This is a genomic window from Alteromonas sp. I10 (genome assembly GCF_003201515.1).
Taxonomy (GTDB): domain Bacteria; phylum Pseudomonadota; class Gammaproteobacteria; order Enterobacterales; family Alteromonadaceae; genus Alteromonas; species Alteromonas macleodii.
This window is the reverse complement of record NZ_QJJN01000001.1, coordinates 891248-911028: the sequence shown is the minus strand read 5'-3', so window position 1 is coordinate 911028 and position 19781 is coordinate 891248. Positions and strand designations below refer to the sequence as shown.

Sequence of the window (19781 nt, the reverse complement as noted above, 5' to 3'; positions counted from 1 at the left end):
TGATATTTAAGCAATATTTTAAAAACAGCTTGAATAAGGTTAAGTCATTCCTATCCATTACAAATGCCCTTAGTGTAGTTCAAGCAATAAGAAAATTGCGCTTCACATATCACTCTGTTTTTTCTATTTCGGCAAAAGCAGAAACAGTAATTATGTGAATTAAAAATAATGAAAACTACAAAGGGAAAATGACGTGAAAACATCATTAACTTTACTATCTGCAGGAATCATTTCTGCACTTTCTTCAACCGCCATCCAAGCTAACGATTTAGTCATTAGTGGTGTTATCGATGGACCGTTAAGCGGTGGTGTTCCAAAAGCAGTTGAACTTTTCGTAGTCAATGACATAGCAGATTTATCTACCTATGCCCTTGGAACTGCAAACAACGGCGGCGGTACTGATGGCGAAGAGTTTACGTTTCCAGCTGGTGCGTCTGCAAGCGCTGGTACTTATATCTACGTAGCATCAGAAATTGATGGATTTACTGCGTTTTTCGGTTCTGCACCAGACTACGATACTTCATCAATGGGTATTAATGGTGACGACGCTATTGAGCTTTTTAAAGATGGCAGCGTTATTGACACGTTTGGCGATATCAACACCGACGGTAGTGGCACCACGTGGGAGTACCTAGACGGTTGGGCATACCGGACGTCAGGTCAAACAGCAAATGGCGGCAGTTTCGAAGCATCTAACTGGACTTACAGTGGTGTTGACGCGCTTGATGGCTCGACCACTAACACTGACGCTGCAACGCCGTTTCCAGCGGGTACATTTACCACTGAAGGTGGCGGTGACGTTGTAGAAGTTCCAGAAGAGCCTGCTGTTGAGCTAGGTATTTGCGGTGCAGACGCGACACTTATTAGTGCTATACAGGGCAGTGAAAGCAGCTCTGCTGAAGTTGGCAATAACGTTATAATTGAAGCTATTGTAACTGGCACACGTGCTGGCGGCTTCTTTGTCCAAGAAGAAGCGTCTGATTACGACGCTGACGACGCCACGTCTGAAGGCTTATTTGTAGAAGGTTCTGTTGACGTTGAAACAGGTAACCTGGTTCGCCTTTACGGTGAAGTAGAAGAAAACTACGGTATGACCACACTTGCTATGGATAGTGATGTGGCTGCACTTGATTGTGGTACAGCGGATGCTGTAGCAGCGGTAGAACTTTCTATGCCGTACGAACTTGACCTTGAAACCGTTGAAGGTATGGTTGTTAGCGTGACTGATGCAACAGTGACGAGTACAAACAACCTGTGGCGTTTTGGTGAAATCGTTGTTAGCGATACAATTAAACGCCAACCAAGCGACGTAGCTGCGCCTCTGTCAGAAGCATATACTGCGGCAGAAGAAGCGAGCGAGACAAGCCTTCTTACAATCGAAGATAACAGCAGCTCGCAGTACCCAGACGCTCTTAATTACTACCCTACTTTCAGCTACGCTAATGCTATTCGCATTGGTGATTCGGTTTCTGCTGCTGGCCCACTAAACTACAGTTTTGGCACTTACAGAATTAATCCAAGCGACGTTATCGAAGTAACGTCTTCTCGCGAAGCAAACCCAGTGGTTACAGAAGGCAACCTATCTATTGCTACGTTCAACGTGCTTAACTACTTTAATGGTGAAGTAGATGCAAATGGCGACGTAACTTTCGATTATGACGAAAACCGCGGCGCAGACGATGAAGTGGCGTTTGAATTGCAAGAGGGTCGTATCGTTGAAGCTATCGTTAACCTTAACGCAGACGTTGTCGGTTTGATGGAAATCGAAAACGATGGTTTTGGCGAAGATAGTGCTATCCAATCTCTAGTTAATGCTATAAACGCCGAACTTGGTGAAACCGAGCAATACTCATTCATCGCAACCAGTGATGGTAGTGAAATTGGTACGGATGCGATTACTGTAGGCTTGTTATACAAAGCTACAGTAGTGACGCCAGAAAATGATGCCATGGTAGTTGCTATGCCAGAGCAACAAATTGATGAAGATAGCCTGGCACGCATGCGCCCAAGCCTTCTTCAATCGTTTGTACACACTGAAAGCAGCAAATCGTTCCTTGTTGCCGTGAATCACTTTAAATCAAAAGGTTCACAGTGTGCAGAAGATGTGGCAGAAGCGCCGTCTGAAATCACCACGATTCAGGGTAGCTGTAACGCACTTCGTGTATCGGCAGCTATCACATTAGGCAACGCGCTAAGTGATGAGAGCCTGCCTGAGCGCAAGGTTATCTTAGGCGACTTAAACGCGTATAGCGCTGAAGATCCAGTAGCTGTACTTACCGATTACACACCTGAGTCTCGTGGATACACTATTACGACTGCGGTCAATACAGGTATGGATGAAGGCTCGTCAGTGGACGTAGAGTCTAGCTTCGGCTATCACAACTTGGCTGAAGAGTTTGATGCAGAAGGCTTCTCATATTGGTTCTACGGAACTGAACAGGTGGGTAGTTTAGATCACGTACTAGCAAGTGAAGCCATGCTTGAAGACGCCATTGACGGTGCTCACTGGAACATCAACTCAGTTGAAGCTTACCAGTTGCAGTACGATCAAGCGCTTCGTTATTACCCAGATGAAGACGGTTACGCCTTTACTGATGTTGGTCCATTTAGAAGCTCAGATCACGACCCATTCATCGCAACCTTTGACCTACAAGCAGACGTAGTTGAAGAGGAAGAAGAAGAAAACAATGATAGCTCAGGTGGAGCAATGGGAGGAATTCTTGCCCTGCTAGCTGCAGCGATTGGCTTTCGTCGTCGTTCGACTACTGTTAAGAAGTAAAAAGTGAAAGAATGAAGTACACGCTTAACGGGTGTGCTTCATTCACATAAAAAAAGCTGCCTCAATGGAGGCAGCTTTTTTATTGGTACTCTTTTCAATAACAGTCTGTGTAGTAACCGTTATGCTTTAACAGCCACCACACCAACTAAGTCAGCAGCGTTACTGTCATCCACCTCAATGCCGATTCGGCTTATATACTGATCGCGCTTTTCAGCCTGGGTTGGCGACAAGTCACTACTTAAAAGAAGCTTCGCCGCTTTATGGGCCGCTTCCATCTGCTCGTCTGTTAAATTATCCCCTAAGTGGATTTGAGTAATAACTTTTAACAAGCTCAGTGCAACTTGTTTGTCTTTAGGGGACAGTGTTAGTGCCTGGCGTAAATTGTTGAAGGCTGGCGACAACCGATTCTCTTTGTAGTTAACCGCAGCCATTTGCTTAAGCTCTTTTGTGGTAAATTGAATTTCAGTACGTTCAATCGACTCTTGATTCAGGTATTCATTTACCACTTGAGAAGTAAACGTGTCCCCTTCAATTTGCTTTCTAAGCTTATCTAAAATACTCACACAGTGTTCACGCATTCCTAACTCGTGAAATGCTTTCATTTTATCGAGGCTATCTTCCATCGAGAGTCCGTCGGTAGATGCCGAACGATCCTTCATCAACTTTTCAGCCCCTTTTTTGTCGTCTCGCAAGCACAAGACACGCGCTTTTACGACGTCAATCTGCTCGCCGAGCTGAGACTGCATGCCCTTTTGTTGTTTCAATTCTTCCAGTTCAGATTCTGCGCGTTTCATATAGCGTTCGCCTTCTGTACTGCCAAGGCTTGTGGCTAAATCAATGGTTGAACGAATAACATTGAGCGTTAGCTGAGGTGAGTCATGGATAGAATTTTTAGCAAACTTTGCCATATTTTGAACGGCTGAAAGTTGTCCTGCCTTATCGTGGTTCAATCGAGCAAGGTCCCATAACCGTTTGTTACGCTCAATATTGCGAGGTGCTAGCCTACTCGCCTCTTTCATTTGTTCGTAGGCAATATCGAACTGCTCTTTCTCAATAAAATACTGAGCAAGCAAGTCAAAGGTTAAGAATCGCGTGTCGTGGCGCTGCAATAAGTCATCAACCAGTAGCTGGGCTTCTTCTAATTCATCTTGTCGAAGCAACGACCGGGTTAAACCAATGTGAACCCACGCATGATCCATGCTCTGCAATAAGCTTCTAAAGTAGTCTTCCGCAGTTTGATAATCGCGAAGCTGCAATAAGCAATCACCAATTAAGCGTTTAATTCTGGTGTGATACTCCGATAGCGAAGGATCTTTTAACTGGCGCTCTGCATAGTACATAGCGGTGGAATAGTCCCCGACCTGCATACAATGAAGCATTTTATGTAGCTTTAACCTTATTTGGATAAGGTATTCCAAACGCAGCTCAATTTTGTTGCGCTGAAGAGGTTTGACCCAAAAGTCATCCGGTTGCAATTCAACAATACAATTAACCAATTCAGGCGATGTCTCTGCACTGAGAAAAATGACCGTGGTGGTGTCGTTGATGTGATTGAGGTGCTTTAATTCTTCAAAAAGGTGAAAGCCATCCTTGTCGTGACTGACGTTAAACGCCAGTAAAACAAAGTCGTATTGTCTTGCAGCACACAACCTTTTCGCGTGAAAGGCATTAAAAGCACTGCTTACGTTTTTTATTCCAATTTCATGCAAAGCTGATGACACTACATCATGTACAAGCCCCTGGTTATCGATAACCAGCACATGTAATTCTTCTCTTGGGGTTGGGGCAGGTATTTTTTCCAGCATTTACCAATCACTTCTAACGTCTTTTCCCTAAGCGTCGTAATAGAATACTTGCTATTGCGACGGCACAATGTTGCGCGAGCTGTGCGCGAGAGGAGCTGGCCCATAATTCAAACCAGTTTTTTTAATAATAGCGCGCATACAGCCTAAACTTATTATACATAAGTCTTGGTTTTTAGATACACGTGCGTTTCACAACGTGATTAGTGCTTTTATCGAGGCGGATCAATCGCGTCGTTAACGCTTCCGTTAACCCTAAACCAACCTGCAACCGAGTGACGGCTGCGGGCAGCAGGTAATACTTCATGAGGGAATTGCTCGCTCAAAAAGACAACGAAAGTACCTTTCGTTGGCAGCACCCTTGTTCCAATTAGATCACTTTCATCAGCGTAGAGCACGAGTTCTCCCCCATCATCTGAAGTCCAGTCGTCATTCAAATAGGCGACTAAAGACAACACGCGATTGCCCTGACCTTTAAACGCATCTACATGGCGTTTGTAAAATTTACCCGGCTCATAGCAGGCAAAATGACTTTCAAAAGAAAAAAGCCCCATAAAAAGCGAACGATTTACATATTGCTGCATGGCTTCACACCATGAAAGCCACAAAGCGCCTTCGCTAGATGAACCTGTAATCCAGCAAATCTCGTCCCCTCTAACTTTTTCAGCTTTTTGATAATTCTCTGCGCGACCAATACCTGCCGCTTGATACTCAGCTTCAGAGATTGAACGCTGGCAGGCCAAAAGTGCTTGTGTAATGAAATCAGGTAAACCATGCTCTTGAATAGAAAAGCCTTTCGTGACTAAGTCATCGACGATATTTTCAAATATGGCTTCATCGAAAACGTGAAGAGGCTGATACGACGCAAGTTGTTCTCTATTCATCAGAGCATTTCTACCTTTGAGCGGTTAACTAATCGTGAAGTTAGGAGCGGGTTGTGTACGTTAAAAAACTAGCGAACTTATACGCGGGGTTGAATCCTATAGCAATTGCATCACCACGCATTTTCCGCGCTATTTTTTTATCGATAAAAGAAAAATTATTTGTCGTTAAGAAGTCGCACGCTTCTTGCTTATTTATTATCAATTTTAAAGTGAACAAATGACGGTAAAGGTAAACTAAATCAATAAGTAAACCGAGGCGTATATTTTAAGAGGGTTGATTGAGAGACTTTTCTTCTGCCCTTATTTCCGTTGCCATTACGTCTGCACATACGGATTGTAATTAACAGTTGAAAAACGCATGGCAAGGCGGTTTAGTAAAGATATACGCAATGTACGTATTAAAATTTTTAGCAAAAAGAGTAACCCATGAGTCAAGATCAAACACAAATAGAAGAAACGGAACATCATCTAGACTTAAGAAACTTGAGGCTGGACGACTACAACGATGTTAAAGCGTTAATGGATGAGGTATACGCCAACGTTGGAGGCGCATGGCCTTACTCTAACTATAAAGCCCAAGTTACTACATTTCCCGATGGGCAAATATGTATTGAAGATAAAGGCAAAGTGGTCGCTTTCGCCATATCAGTGATTGTAGATTATGACCAGTTTGGGGATAAACACAGCTACGATGAAATTACGGGTGATGCTTATTTGACCACACACGATCCTAACGGTGATGTGCTTTATGGTGTTGAGGTAATTGTTTCACCCGAGTATCGAGGTCTACGCCTTGGTCGTCGTCTCTACGAAGCGCGTAAAGAGCTCTGTCGTAATTTGAATCTAAAATCCATCATGGCGGGCGGTCGAATCCCGAACTATAAGAACCATGCGCATGAGCTGTCGCCTTATGAATACATTGAGCAAGTAAAGCTCAAAGACATCTACGACCCCATTTTAACTTTTCAACTTTCAAATGGATTTGAAGTCAAGCAAGTCATGTCGGCTTACCTTCCAGAGGATGAAGCCTCACAGGGTTATGCGACGCTACTTCAGTGGCACAATATTTATTATGAACCGGGCACGCCTTCCCTCATCGCCAGCAGGAAGACCAGCGCACGAATCGGATGTATTCAATGGCAAATGCGTTACTTCAATAATGTAGAAGAGCTTTTACAACAAGTAGAGTACTTCGTCGATGCCTTGTCTGACTATTCTTGCGACGTTGCCCTGTTCCCCGAGTTTTTCAACGCGCCATTAATGGGCCTGAGCCCGTCAGATTCATCAATTGATGCAATTTGGCATTTAGCGACCTATACCGATGAGATTTTAACTGCCGTGTCTCATTTGGCCGTATCGTACAATATTACGATTATCGCAGGTTCTATGCCTGTGGTAGAAGAGGAAGAGCTCTATAACGTCAGCTACATTTGCAAACGCGACGGTACGATTGAAAGCCAGTATAAGCTTCATCCAACACCTCACGAAAAAGAAGATTGGATAATGAAAGGCGGAAACAGCCTTAAGACATTTGATACCGACTTCGGCAAAATCGGCGTTTTGATCTGCTATGACGTTGAGTTTCCAGAGCTTGCACGTATTCTTGCCGATCAGGAAATGCAAATTTTGTTTGTCCCCTTCTGGACAGATACCAAAAACGGTTATTTGCGCGTGCGACGCTGTGCGCAGGCCCGCGCTATTGAAAACGAATGCTACGTGGCAATTGCAGGTAGCGTAGGTAACTTACCCAAAGTGGACAACGTAGATATTCAATATGGGCAAACCGCGGTTTTCTCGCCAAGTGATTTCGCGTTCCCACATGACGCAATTGTCTCTGAGACCACGCCAAACACAGAAATGACGCTCATTGTTGATTTGGATTTGGATAAACTCACTAAGCTTCAAAATGAAGGCTCTGTGCGGAATTATCTTGATAGAAGACGAGATTTGTATCGCGTTGAATGGATCGGCGATAAGCAGTAGCGCTACGCTTTAAGGAAATTCTCGGATTTTATGGCTTATGTATAATTGACATTGAGCATAAGCCGTAGAATTTCCTTTAATTTAGCGATAACATGCTTTAGCGCGCAAATATAAATGTGCTGTCTTCTTATTGAGTTAAAGCATCTAAATGCGACGAAGATAGTACTACATAACGAGATTAAAAATTTACTATGGCAAATAATTCGAAAAACGATGAGTTTCCAACCATTAGATTGGATGAAGAAGACCGTCGTGATTACCAAACAAAACGTCAGGCGGCGCCAACAAAAGCAACGCCTCCACCTTCATCTGCCCCATCAGCAAACCGCCAACCCTCTGGTGGTGGAAACGGTAATGGAATCTGGGTTGTATTCGTTGCCGTCATCGCCTTAGCCGCCTGTGGTGGTTGCTATTACCTGTACACCATGCTTGAGCAACAAAAAGTGGTTGCTGAGCAAGCGGAGCAGCGCATATTACAGTTAGAAAACAAGTTATCTGCTACAGGTGAAGAAATTGGTGAATCTACTGTTGCCCTGCAAGTTAAAGTTACTGAGCTAACCAACAAGACAAACGAGCTTTGGGAACAAATGGATAAGTTGTGGGCGTCAGCTTGGCGTCGTAATCAACAAGAGATTGCTGATCTTGGCGACCGCGTAGGTAACGTTCAAAACGCCTTGAATAAGAACATCAACTCAGTTTCAGAAAATGTAAAATCGCAAGCAGCGGCCATTGGCTCGGTTAAGAATCAACTTGCTTCGTTAGCTGATGAACTGCTCGCTGTTAATGTTCAACTTGAGCAAGCAGCAAGCGATAAACAAAGCGCTCAGCAAAGCGTACGTAATTTAACCGACAAACTGTCTGTGTTAGAGCAACGCAATACGACCTTATCTGGCCGCATTACCAGTTTGGAAAACGAAATTCGCGATATAGCAACCAAAGTAGTATCTAGCGGTGGTTCAACGGGTGGAAGTGGTTCGGCTCCTTCAGCTGCAGGTAACCAGTAAACCAGATTAAATCTGTTGCAATAGTATACAACCGAGAATAAAAACCACGGTTTAACGCATAAAAAAGAAAGGGGCGAATCGCCCCTTTCTTTTTGCCGTGATAATATTGCCCTCTTTTGAAATCTATAGGACCTAATGCGCAATGAGTGAGCAAGCGCCCAAACGTTTAAATAAATATATTAGCGACACTGGCCTGTGTTCTCGCCGTGAAGCGGATAAACTCATTGAGCAAAATCGCGTTACCGTTAATAACCAACCACCTGAACTGGGTACGAAAGTGGGGCCTGGTGACACTGTAAAGGTAGACGGTAAAGTTGTAGGTGCCGTTGCCTCAGACAAGTCAGATCGCGTATATATTGTCTATAACAAACCCATTGGTATCACCTGTACGACTGAGCGTCATGTCAAAGGCAACATTATTGACGCTATCGGTCACAAGGAACGTATTTTCCCCGTAGGAAGGTTAGATAAACCATCGGAAGGCTTAATCATTTTAACCAGCGATGGGGACATCGTGAACAAGATCCTGCGCGCTGAAAATGCTCATGACAAAGAATACGAAGTTACGGTTAACCAACCAATCAGTGAGCGCTTCGTCAACCGTATGTCTCGGGGAGTACCAATTTTAGGGACGGTGACGAAGCCTTGTGTAGTTAAACCCACGGGCAAAAATACATTTACCATTATTCTAACTCAGGGTCTTAATCGACAAATCCGCAGAATGTGTGAGTTTTTAGGGTACGAGGTCACCAAACTAAAACGAACCCGAATCATGCACCTTGAACTCGGCTCACTAAAACCTGGCCAGTGGCGTAACCTAACAAGCCGTGAACTAACTATTATGCAAAATGCAGTTCGCTCTTCTACAAAAACAGCGAGCAAAGTTGAGTTGCGTAAATAAATGAAACTACTACATTTAGTAGTAGTTTATTGATAAGACAATTTAAGATTTTGAAAAACGGACATTATCATTTTTTTTCGGTAAAGGATTTTCCCCCTAGTGCTGAAATATTGGCTAACTACGATGTATTTTTCGTGGTGGCTTCTGTTGTTATTGCGATATCTGCTTCCCTTATCTCTTTCGTTCTTTCTGCGAAGATGTCGCAAACAGAGTTACAAAATGAGCGAGCATTTTGGTCGCTGGCATCAGCGTGCTTTCTTGGTTTTGGCATTTGGGCGATGCATTTTGTTGGGATGCTTGCCTATCAGCTCCCTCTTGAGGTTTCGTACGACCCTTTCATAACCCTACTCTCTGTGTTACCCGCGATTCTTGCGAGTATTGTTGTGATGAGTAAACTGCCTCATAAAGCTAACTCGCTTTTGCTTCGCAGTTTGTATATGGGGCTTGGCATTGGCAGCATGCACTACATCGGCATGATGGCAATGCAGATGAATGCCATCATGGCGTACGATGGCTGGTACTTCTCTTTGTCTATTGTGGTTGCCGTCGGTCTAGCAGGTATTGCTTTAAAAACCCATGAATATGTCACCACGTCGCAACTGCGAATAATCAAACAAATTGTTCCCGCCATTATAATGGGCAGCGCTATTTCCGGTATGCATTACACCGGCATGCTGTCTATGCACGTATATGCACTGCCTTCTACGCAAATACTACAAGAGCCAGAAACCAAAAACCTCGCTTATTTGGTCATGCTAATGGTGATGCTTTTCGCGTTTACTATTCTTATTTTTATCGAGCTGCGAGCACGTACGTTACTGCTAGAGCGCTATAACGCGGTGTTAAATACAGTACAAGAAGGCGTATTGACTTTCGACAGTGCCGGCATGGTTGAATTTGCCAACCCTGTCGCGTTAAGCATGTTTGGTCTCGACAGTTTTTCTCCTCAGACCATTCACATACGCGAGCTTGTGAGCCCTTCTGAGCATGCCCATGAGCCACTCCTGATAGGATTAAAAAAAGCGGCAAAGAATAGTGCAGCGCACAACGTGCCTTTAACTTTGGACGGTATTCGGAAAAGCGGAAAGGTTTTTCCTTTAACACTTCGCATTAATTCGCTGCCGGGAAACCATATTTCATATGTGTGTACGGTAAAAGATTTGTCTGACGTCAAGAACCAAGAAGTTTTTGCACAAACGGTGTTTGACGCACTGCCCAATATGTTGATTGTAAAGCGTGCCGACAGCCTTTCGATTACCCATGTAAATGATGCGGGAAGTAAAATATTGGGCACCGACAAAGCGTCACTTGTGGGGCTATCTGACTTTGATATATTCGACGAGGCGGAGGCCAAGAAATTTATATCTGACGACAAGCAATTACTTTCAAGTTCTGAAAAGCAAATCGTTAACGAATTCAAACTCAATATAGGTGGTGTGACGCGCTTTTTTGAGACCAAAAAGATTGTCATTGATGACAACTACGGCACCCCTCAATACATATTGGCACTGTCTGAAGACGTAACAAAATGGCGGGAAGCTCAACAGACGCTTAAAACGTTAAACCGCCGCATGTCTATGGCCGCTGACGCAGCACACATAGGTGTATGGGAGTGGGATATCGCTACTAACGAGCTCATTTGGGATGAGTGGATGCATAAAATCTACAATGTCTCCAAAGCTGGGTTTAGTGGTCAATTTAGTGACTGGGAATACACAGTTCACGATGACGATATTGCCAATGTGAAGCAAAAGATAGAGCAATCAATAAAAGATAGCTCAGGATTTAACGCAATTTTTAGAGTGAAAGCCGCTGGCGACAAATATCGTCATGTTAGCGGTTATGGTCGCATTGAAGGCAACAAGATGTTTGGTATTAATGTTGATATCACCGAGCAAGTCGAAGCAGAACAGAAAATTAGAAAACTGGCAAATAGCGATACGCTAACAGGTTTAGCGAATAGGCTTGCCCTATCTACCTATATGCGAAATGAGCTTCCTCGATTAGAGAGAAACAATAAGGTGTGTACGCTACTTTATCTGGATCTCAATCGATTTAAGCCCATTAATGACGAATACGGCCATACAATCGGTGACGAAGTTCTTGTTGAGCTTGCACAAAGGCTTCAATCCATGTGTCGCGTGTACGATATTGCATCACGGGTTGGTGGTGATGAGTTTATCGTAGTAATCACCGAGCTAAGCACTGAATACAATGTAGAGACACTTAAAGCCCGACTTGCTAAAAAGCTTACACAGCCTATTACTACCACACAAGGCGCGTTCAGCGTTGGCGTTAGCATAGGTCACGCGAGCTATCCAGAAGAAGGTAAGACGCTAGAAGAGTTAATTTACATTGCAGATGAGCGGATGTTTGAAGATAAAAAGCAAAACATACCGTCGAACTAACGCGTAGTACAAACACAAGGTTAATTGGCTGGCTTTATACATGTACTAGGGCGTATTGCACTTTGCTGTACATTGTTGCAAAAAAAGCGCCCATTGGGCGCTTTTCTTGAAACCTAGTCTTATCGACGTAGACCTAGACGCTTGATAAGGTCAAGGTAACGCTCTGCGTTCTTGCCTTTAAGGTAGTCTAGAAGCTTACGACGTTGGCTAACCATACGTAGAAGACCACGACGTGAGTGGTGATCTTTCTTGTGATCAGCAAAGTGACCTTGAAGCTTGTTGATGTTGTGAGTAAGCAAAGCAACTTGAACTTCTGGTGAACCAGTGTCGCCTTCTTTAACGCCGTACTCAGCAATGATTTTTGCGGTTTCTGCTTTAGTTAGTGACATATCATTCTCCTAATATTAATGCTTCGCCGATCACTAATTCAGCAAAGCGGAATGAGCGCCGTATTATAATGACGTTTACAGACTTAGCAAGCCATAAACCGTCTTTATTTACCGGCGCAGCTACAATGGATAAACAACTCGACGTTTTGGGTTAACAAACACTTCTTGGTTAGGGATACCTTGGTCTTTCGGGTCAAGAACCCCTTCCCCTACGCCTAAGAAAATACCACTGGTATCGTCGCCATGGTAAACGCGGTAAGACACGCCTTCACCCAGCGCTTCGCTACAAATCCCTTTTACAGATTGGCCGTTATCAAAACGGTTTCTTTCAGCGTCGTTAATGGTCACAAAGGGCAAACGACTTACAGCGGTATCCATAGGAATCAATAAGTCATCCAGCGCTTTAAAGTCACCTTCTTCCAGTGATTCCTGAATTTCAATTAACTTATCCAGCGAGACCATTTTATCCGTAGGATAGTCTGCTACTTCCGTACGGTGTAAGCGAGTCACGTAGGCGCCACAGCCAAGGTTCTGACCTAAATCATCTACGATAGAGCGAATATAAGTGCCCTTGCTGCATTTAATGCGCATTTCTACAAACGGCAGTTCAATACGCAGTACATCTAATTCATACACTTCAATATCGCGGGGTTCACGCTCAATCTCTATACCTTGACGTGCATAGTGATAAAGTGGCTTACCTTGATGTTTAAGCGCTGAAAACATGGACGGGATTTGTTTACTCTTACCTAGAAACGCCAAGCACGCATCACGTACTTGTTCTTCGCTTACATCAACAGGCTTTTCTTCAACCACTTCGCCATCGGCGTCAGACGTAGTGGTGCGAACACCTAGTTGAGCAGTTACCTCGTAGGTCTTTTCTGCATCCAGAAGAAACTGAGAAAACTTCGTAGCTTCACCCAAGCACAGCGGCAACATGCCACTGGCAAGTGGATCAAGTGCGCCTGTATGCCCAGCCTTCGCAGCTTTGTACAGCCAGCGCACTTTTTGAAGCAGTTGGTTAGATGACCCACCAAGCGGTTTATCAAGCAATACTATGCCGTTAATCTCACGGCCTTTACGACGTCTTGCCATTTACTCCTGCTCTTGTGGATCGTCTTTATCGCGCTTTGACTCATCTTTTGCGATGGTCTGAGACACAAGATTAGAGATACGCATACCTTCAACAATCGACTTATCTTCAAAGAAGTGAAGATCAGGCACTGAGCGCATGCGAATACGTTTAGCTAGAATACTGCGGATAAACTTTTTGTATTCTGCCAGTTGTTTAATTTGCGCTTTACCTTCTTCTTCGGTGCTGTTGTAGATAGTCACAAAGATTTTTGCATGTGCTAGGTCGCGCGACACATCTACGTCAGAAACCGTGATCAAGGGCATGTCGCCAACGCGGTGCTTGTATTCATTTTGCAGAATGCTCGCCACTTCTTTATGGACTTGCTGAGCGACTCTGTCGGTACGTGAAAATTCACGGGCCATTATACTCTCCTTTCCTTATTTAACGCTGAGCATGCGCGAGGTCTGTTTGTTGTATACAGACAAAAACGGGAGCACTCGGCCCCCGTTTCTCACATGCCGAATTAACTAAGGCAGTTAAATTTCGCGCTTAACCTCAACGATTTCGAAGACCTCGATTTGGTCGCCTACTTTCACGTCGTTGTAGTTCTTAACGCCGATACCACATTCCATACCGTTACGTACTTCTTGTACGTCATCTTTAAAGCGACGCAGTGACTCTAGTTCACCTTCGTAAATTACTACGTTGTCGCGAAGTACACGGATTGGGTTGCTACGCTTAACGTTACCTTCAGTAACCATACAGCCCGCAATTGCGCCCAGTTTCGGTGACTTAAATACGTCACGTACTTCTGCAAGACCAATGATTTCCTGCTTGAATTCTGGTGCAAGCATACCACTCATGGCCGCTTTCACTTCGTCAATTAGGTTATAGATAACGCTGTAGTAACGTAAATCAATTTCTTCAGCTTCTAGTACGCGACGCGCTGTTGCATCGGCACGAACGTTAAAGCCTAGTACGATAGCGCCTGATGCAGCCGCAAGGGTTGCGTCAGTCTCAGTGATACCACCTACACCACTACCTACAATGTTCACTTTTACTTCAGAAGTAGAAAGCTTAACAAGTGATTCAGAAATTGCTTCTACAGAACCCTGTACGTCAGCTTTAAGTACGATGTTAAGTTCGCTAACGTCACCTGATTCCATGTTCGCAAACATGTTTTCAAGTTTCGCTTTCTGCTGACGAGCAAGTTTAAGTTCACGTTTCTTCTGATGACGTTTCGCTGCTACTTCACGCGCTTTACGCTCGTCTTTAACAACGGCTGCGTCTTCACCCGCTACCGGAACACCAGACAGACCAAGTACTTCCACAGGCGTAGAAGGACCAGCAATCTTAATTTCATTACCGTTTTCGTCACGCATTGCACGAACACGGCCGTATTCTTCACCACAAAGTAGAATGTCACCAGCGCGTAATTGGCCTTCTTGAACCAATACAGATGCTACTGGACCACGGCCTTTATCAAGGCGAGATTCAATAACAATACCGCGACCTGGGCCTTCAGCTACTGCTTTAAGGTCTAGAACTTCAGCTTGTAGAACGATAGCTTCAAGCAGTTCGTCTACGCCCATACCTGTTTTCGCAGAAACGTTACAGAACTGGTGCTCACCGCCCCACTCTTCTGAGATAACTTCTAGTTGAGATAGCTCAGTTTTAACGCGATCAGGGTCTGCAGTTTCTTTATCCATTTTGTTTACTGCAACGATAAGAGGTACGCCAGCAGCGCGAGCGTGCTGTACCGCTTCTTTCGTTTGAGGCATTACGCCATCATCTGCAGCAACAACAAGAATAACGATATCCGTCGCCGTAGCACCACGAGCACGCATTGCGGTAAATGCGGCGTGTCCAGGTGTATCTAGGAACGTGATTTCGCCATTTTCTGTTTCTACTTTATATGCACCAATGTGCTGGGTAATACCACCGGCTTCACCGTCTGCAACTTTCGCGCGACGAATGTAGTCAAGCAATGACGTTTTACCGTGGTCAACGTGACCCATGATGGTTACAACAGGTGCACGTGTGGTTTTTTCACCGCCAGTGCCATCTGCCAACAACTCATCTTCAAGTGCGTTGTCGTTAACAAGCTCGTACTTATGACCCATTTCTTCAATTACTAGTACCGCTGTATCTTGGTCTAGTACTTGGTTAATGGTTGCCATTTCGCCCATCTTCATCATCGTTTTGATAACTTCGTTAGACTTAATTGCAAGTTTACTTGCAAGTTCGCCAACTGTGATGGTTGCGCCAAGCTTAACTACACGCTCTACAGGTGCAGCTGGCTTGTTAAAGCCTTGCTTAAGATGCTCACCCGCATTTTTCTTCGACTTACGACGACGGCGTGATGAACGCTCAACCTGCATGTCTTCTTCGTCTTCAGCTTCTTGAGCATAGCGGTTAGAGTGCAAGTGAACTTCTTCAGCTTCTTCTTTCTTACGACGCTCTTCTTCTTCCTTCCAGCGACGCTCGTTCTCTTCAGCAAGTTTGCGCGCTTCATCAGCCGCTTTCTTCGCGTCTTCTTCAAGCTTCTTCTGCGCTTCTTCTTCTTGCGCTTTGCGCAGACGTTCTTCTTCCTGACGAGCCGCTTCAGCTTCCGCTTTTTCAGCTTCAGTTAGCTCAGGTTCGTCGGCCTTACGTGCTTCAGCTTCTTTTTTCGCTTGTTCTGCACGACGAGCACGCTCTTCTTCAGCAGCTTTCTTCGCTTCTTCAGCTTTACGTGCTTTCTCTTCAGCGGCTTTTTTCGCTTCAGCTGCTGCTTTTTCTTCCGCTTCGCGCTTCAGACGTGCTTCTTCTTCAAGACGCTTCGCCTCTTCTTCCGCTTGACGCTGCTGTTCTTCAACATCGCTACGCTTAACGTAAGTGCGCTTTTTACGTACTTCTACTTTCACTTCTTTAGACTTACCAACACTTAGCGTGCTGGTTGTCTTACGCTTAAGTGTCATACGTGTCGGTTCAGCTGCGCTGCCGTGTTGCTTACTTAAATGATCCAATAGTTTTTGTTTCTCGTCTTCGTTTACCTGATCGCCGGCATTCTTAGTGATACCCGCGTCTTTAAACTGGCCAACCAATCGGTCAACGGTCGTACCAATGTCGCTGGCGAGCTTTTCAATAGATACATCTGCCATTACGTAATTTTCCCCCTGTTGACCTTACTCTTCTTCACTGAACCATACGATATTACGAGCCGCCATGATTAACGCACCGGCTTTCTCTTCGTCTAGTTCATCGATATCACTGATATCATCGGTACCTTGTTCTGCTAATTCTTCCAGGTCAGTAACACCGCGGCTGGCCAACACATAGGCCACGTGTTTACTCATACCTTCAAGATTTAATAAGGCTTCTGTAGGCTCTGCACCTTCAAGCGATTCTTCGTTCGCCAGTGCACGCGTGGTTAGGAAAGCGCGCGCTCTGTTGCGCAGCTCTTCAACCATTTCTTCATCTAACCCTTCAACCGCTAGAAGCTCACTTGCAGGCACGTATGCCACTTCTTCTAACGTTGTAAAGCCTTCATCTACCAAGACAGACGCGAATTCTTCGTCAATGTCCAAACCAGCAGTAAATAGATCAAGTACCTTCGCGTTTTCTTCTTCGTGCTTCTTGTTGAGATCTTCAACCGTCATCACGTTAAGTTCCCAGCCTGTAAGCTGGCTAGCTAGGCGAACGTTTTGACCACTACGGCCAATTGCCTGTGCTAGGTTGTCTGCTTCAACCGCTACGTCCATGCTGTTGCTGTCTTCATCAACAACGATTGACGCCACTTCGGCGGGAGCCATAGCATTGATAACGAATTGCGCTGGGTTTTCGTCCCATAACACGATATCAACACGTTCACCGCCAAGTTCCCCTGATACGGCTTGTACACGTGAACCACGCATACCAACACACGCACCAACCGGGTCTAAGCGCTTGTCGTTAGTTTTAACCGCAATCTTTGCACGAGAACCTGGGTCACGCGCTGCAGATTTAATTTCTAGTGTCTCTTCCGCAATTTCTGGTACTTCCAGACGGAAAAGCTCAACTAGCATGTCTGGGTGCGTACGGCTAATAAATAGCTGTGCGCCACGTGCTTCTGGACGAATAACGTAAAGAAGGCCACGTACACGGTCGCCCGGACGGAAAGTTTCACGAGGAAGCATGTCATCGCGGTAGATAACACCTTCAGCGTTGTTACCTAAGTCGATGATGATGTTGTCGCGGTTTACTTTCTTAACCGTACCTGTAACCAGCTCACCTACTTTGTCTTCGTACTCAGCAATCATTTGCTGACGCTCAGCTTCACGTACTTTTTGTACAATCACTTGCTTTGCGGTCTGCGTAGTTATGCGGTCGAATTTAATAGATTCAATCTGTTCTTCCACATAATCGCCGAGTTGTATCTCTGGTTCGTCGATTTGTGCAGCAGAAATCGTAATTTCAGCAAATGGGTTTTCCTGTTCTTGATCATCAGGGATAACCAACCAGCGACGGAATGTATCAAAGTCACCAGACGTTCTGTCGATGCTTACACGAACTTCAATTTCGCCTTCGTTTTTCTTTTTTGTTGCACTAGCGATCGCAAACTCTAGCGCTTCAAAAATTTTCTCTCTAGGCACTTGTTTTTCATTTGAAACGGCTTCCGCCACTAACAAAATTTCTTTATTCATTTTCGCCTCTCTTTTGCTTTCGTCGATGAAAGCAGAGCTGTTCCGTTAATCGAACGTGGGAACAACGTTACCTTTTTCGATATTCGCCACAGCTAACTGGAACTGCTGGCCATCCACTTCAATACTTACGATGCCATTTTCGCACGCGAGTACTTTGCCTTTAAAATTACGTCTGTCATCCATTGGCATAGACAAACGAATTTGAACCACTTCACCCACAGACTCGATATAGTGCTTCTCTTTGAAAAGCGGTCTGTCCATACCCGGTGATGACACTTCCAAGTTGTATTCAGTGCTAATTGGATCTTCAACGTCCAAAATTGCGCTAACCTGATGACTTACATCTGCACAATCATCAACGGTAATACCGTTTTCATGATCAATAAAAACGCGAAGAATAGAATGCTTCCCCGCTCGTACAAACTCGATCCCAACCAACTCAAAACCCAGTGCTTCAACACCTGGCTCTAGCATTTCGGTTAGTTTCTCTTCAAGTTTTGCCAATGCAAACCTCCAAAAACGAAAAAAGGGCCTAAAGCCCACCTGTCATCACCCGGCTCAGCGAGGCTGACTCCAGGTTTTAATACAACAAAAAGCCCCGGACTAGCGGGGCTTTTATTAAAATTCTGAACCCATACCTGCCAACAAGGGCAGTTGCAAACCTATGGGTAAAACCACCGTTAGGTGATAGCTTGCTAATGATAAGTGCGTTACTTTCCTGTACTGAGGGAGCCCGCTCTCATCACTTAATGATCACATTATACGTATAGCCGTCGCATTAAGCAACAGCCAATAGGCGCAGACACTGGAGGGTGTCGATTTTTTCTGTGTAAAATTCGGCCTGCATGAAAGTATTTTAATTGCGGTTTAGTCCAGCAGACTTAGTCTTCGTCTTTAAATGTCGCTTTAATATCAAGAATTTTAGGCATAATTTCTATCATCAAATCGACAAGTCTGGGTTCGAAATGCTTTCCCTTTTGGCTTTGAAGAAAATCTACCGTTTTTTCAATACTCCAGGCGTCTTTATAAGGACGTTTGCTGGTTAAGGCATCAAACACGTCTGCAATGGCGCAAATACGCCCCTCAATGGGAATATCTTCACCCGCAAGCCCTTTAGGATAGCCTGACCCGTCCCATTTCTCATGGTGGGTTAGCGAAACAGACTTTGCAACTTTCAACAACAAAGAATCGCCGCAATCACCAATGATTTCCGCACCAATCTCAGGGTGGTTTTTCATGGTGGCAAACTCTTCGTCTGTCAGCTTCCCTGGTTTCAACATTATACTATCAGCAATACCAATTTTGCCGATGTCGTGCATCGGTGCAGCATGAAGCAGAATTTCAGCCTGTTTATCTGTAAGTCCATAGGCAAGCGCAAGTTCTTTCGAATAATGGCTCATGCGCATGACATGCATGCCCGTCTCATTGTCTTTATATTCCGCCGCTCTACCTAAACGCTGTACAACTTGTAAACGGCTATCAAGTAACTCGTCAGCTTGCACCAAACTGAGGTGGGTTTTAACCCGCGCTTTTACGATGGCCGGAGATATAGGCTTAGTAATGTAGTCCACAGCGCCCGCTTCGAAGCCTTCCGTTTCTTCGTGTTCATCATTTAAGGCGGTGACGAATATAACGGGAATGTGTCTTGTATCTGCTTGCTGTTTGAGCTGGCGGCATACTTCAAAACCCGTCAGTCCTGGCATCATAACGTCAAGCAATATCAAATTTGGCTGTCTAGTCTCAGTGAGCTTTAACGCTTCTTCGCCATTTCTTGCAAAAATAAGCTGATAATCATTAGCGAGAAGTTGCTTTAAAACCCTTAGGTTTACTGGCTCATCGTCAACGAGTAATAAAGTAGGTTTTGTGATTTCAATGTTTAACATGCCGCGTCT

The 19781-nt window shown here is 44.7% G+C and carries 14 protein-coding genes; 5 read left to right on the top strand and 9 right to left on the bottom strand.

The features are described from left to right. The first annotated feature begins 193 nt into the window (after nt 1-193). Nucleotides 194-2779 carry an ExeM/NucH family extracellular endonuclease gene (locus BZA03_RS03890; protein ID WP_110288017.1) on the top strand — a complete coding sequence of 862 codons (2586 nt, stop codon included), beginning with the start codon at nt 194-196 and terminating at the stop codon, nt 2777-2779. Between the two features lie 119 nt (nt 2780-2898). On the opposite strand, the gene BZA03_RS03885 is transcribed toward BZA03_RS03890, so the two are convergent. Together BZA03_RS03885 and BZA03_RS03880 are read right to left on the bottom strand one after the other, a co-directional pair. Continuing rightward, nucleotides 2899-4584: a response regulator gene (locus tag BZA03_RS03885; protein WP_039229600.1), complete on the bottom strand. Its 1686-nt coding sequence runs from the start codon at nt 4582-4584 to the stop codon at nt 2899-2901. A gap of 209 nt (nt 4585-4793) precedes the next feature. Further along, nucleotides 4794-5465, bottom strand: a complete 672-nt coding sequence (locus BZA03_RS03880; protein ID WP_110288016.1) for a 2OG-Fe(II) oxygenase — start codon at nt 5463-5465, stop codon at nt 4794-4796. Between the two features lie 426 nt (nt 5466-5891). Between BZA03_RS03880 and BZA03_RS03875 the strand changes: the two genes are divergently transcribed. From BZA03_RS03875 to BZA03_RS03860, 4 genes are all read left to right on the top strand, one after another. After that, nucleotides 5892-7448, top strand: coding sequence for a bifunctional GNAT family N-acetyltransferase/carbon-nitrogen hydrolase family protein (locus BZA03_RS03875; RefSeq protein WP_014949262.1), 1557 nt, complete (start codon nt 5892-5894; stop codon nt 7446-7448). 191 nt (nt 7449-7639) lie between these two features. After that, the gene (locus BZA03_RS03870) at nt 7640-8452 is read left to right on the top strand and encodes a hypothetical protein (protein WP_039229603.1); all 813 of its coding nucleotides are present in this window, start codon (nt 7640-7642) and stop codon (nt 8450-8452) included. A 142-nt stretch (nt 8453-8594) separates the two neighbouring features. Continuing rightward, on the top strand, nt 8595-9353 hold the full coding sequence (gene rluF, locus BZA03_RS03865; RefSeq protein ID WP_014949260.1) for a 23S rRNA pseudouridine(2604) synthase RluF: 759 nt from the start codon (nt 8595-8597) through the stop codon (nt 9351-9353). 50 nt (nt 9354-9403) lie between these two features. Beyond that, a complete protein-coding gene (locus BZA03_RS03860; protein WP_258364575.1) occupies nt 9404-11761 on the top strand; it encodes a diguanylate cyclase domain-containing protein in 2358 nt (785 codons plus the stop codon). A 119-nt stretch (nt 11762-11880) separates the two neighbouring features. On the opposite strand, the gene rpsO is transcribed toward BZA03_RS03860, so the two are convergent. The 7 genes from rpsO to BZA03_RS03825 all read right to left on the bottom strand — a co-directional run bounded on the left by rpsO (nt 11881) and on the right by BZA03_RS03825 (nt 19772). Then, nucleotides 11881-12150 carry a 30S ribosomal protein S15 gene (gene rpsO / locus BZA03_RS03855; protein ID WP_012518257.1) on the bottom strand — a complete coding sequence of 90 codons (270 nt, stop codon included), beginning with the start codon at nt 12148-12150 and terminating at the stop codon, nt 11881-11883. Nucleotides 12151-12270: 120 nt separating this feature from the next. Continuing rightward, nucleotides 12271-13245, bottom strand: a complete 975-nt coding sequence (gene truB, locus BZA03_RS03850) for a tRNA pseudouridine(55) synthase TruB (RefSeq protein WP_110288014.1) — start codon at nt 13243-13245, stop codon at nt 12271-12273. After that, nucleotides 13246-13647, bottom strand: a complete 402-nt coding sequence (rbfA, locus tag BZA03_RS03845) for a 30S ribosome-binding factor RbfA (RefSeq protein WP_014949257.1) — start codon at nt 13645-13647, stop codon at nt 13246-13248. A gap of 114 nt (nt 13648-13761) precedes the next feature. Continuing rightward, a complete protein-coding gene (gene infB, locus BZA03_RS03840) occupies nt 13762-16368 on the bottom strand; it encodes a translation initiation factor IF-2 (RefSeq protein ID WP_014949256.1) in 2607 nt (868 codons plus the stop codon). Between the two features lie 24 nt (nt 16369-16392). Continuing rightward, on the bottom strand, nt 16393-17889 hold the full coding sequence (nusA, locus tag BZA03_RS03835; protein ID WP_014949255.1) for a transcription termination factor NusA: 1497 nt from the start codon (nt 17887-17889) through the stop codon (nt 16393-16395). A 45-nt stretch (nt 17890-17934) separates the two neighbouring features. After that, nucleotides 17935-18393 carry a ribosome maturation factor RimP gene (rimP, locus tag BZA03_RS03830; protein ID WP_014949254.1) on the bottom strand — a complete coding sequence of 153 codons (459 nt, stop codon included), beginning with the start codon at nt 18391-18393 and terminating at the stop codon, nt 17935-17937. Nucleotides 18394-18770: 377 nt separating this feature from the next. Continuing rightward, nucleotides 18771-19772 carry a two-component system response regulator gene (locus tag BZA03_RS03825; RefSeq protein WP_014976349.1) on the bottom strand — a complete coding sequence of 334 codons (1002 nt, stop codon included), beginning with the start codon at nt 19770-19772 and terminating at the stop codon, nt 18771-18773. Between the last annotated feature and the right edge of the window lie 9 nt (nt 19773-19781).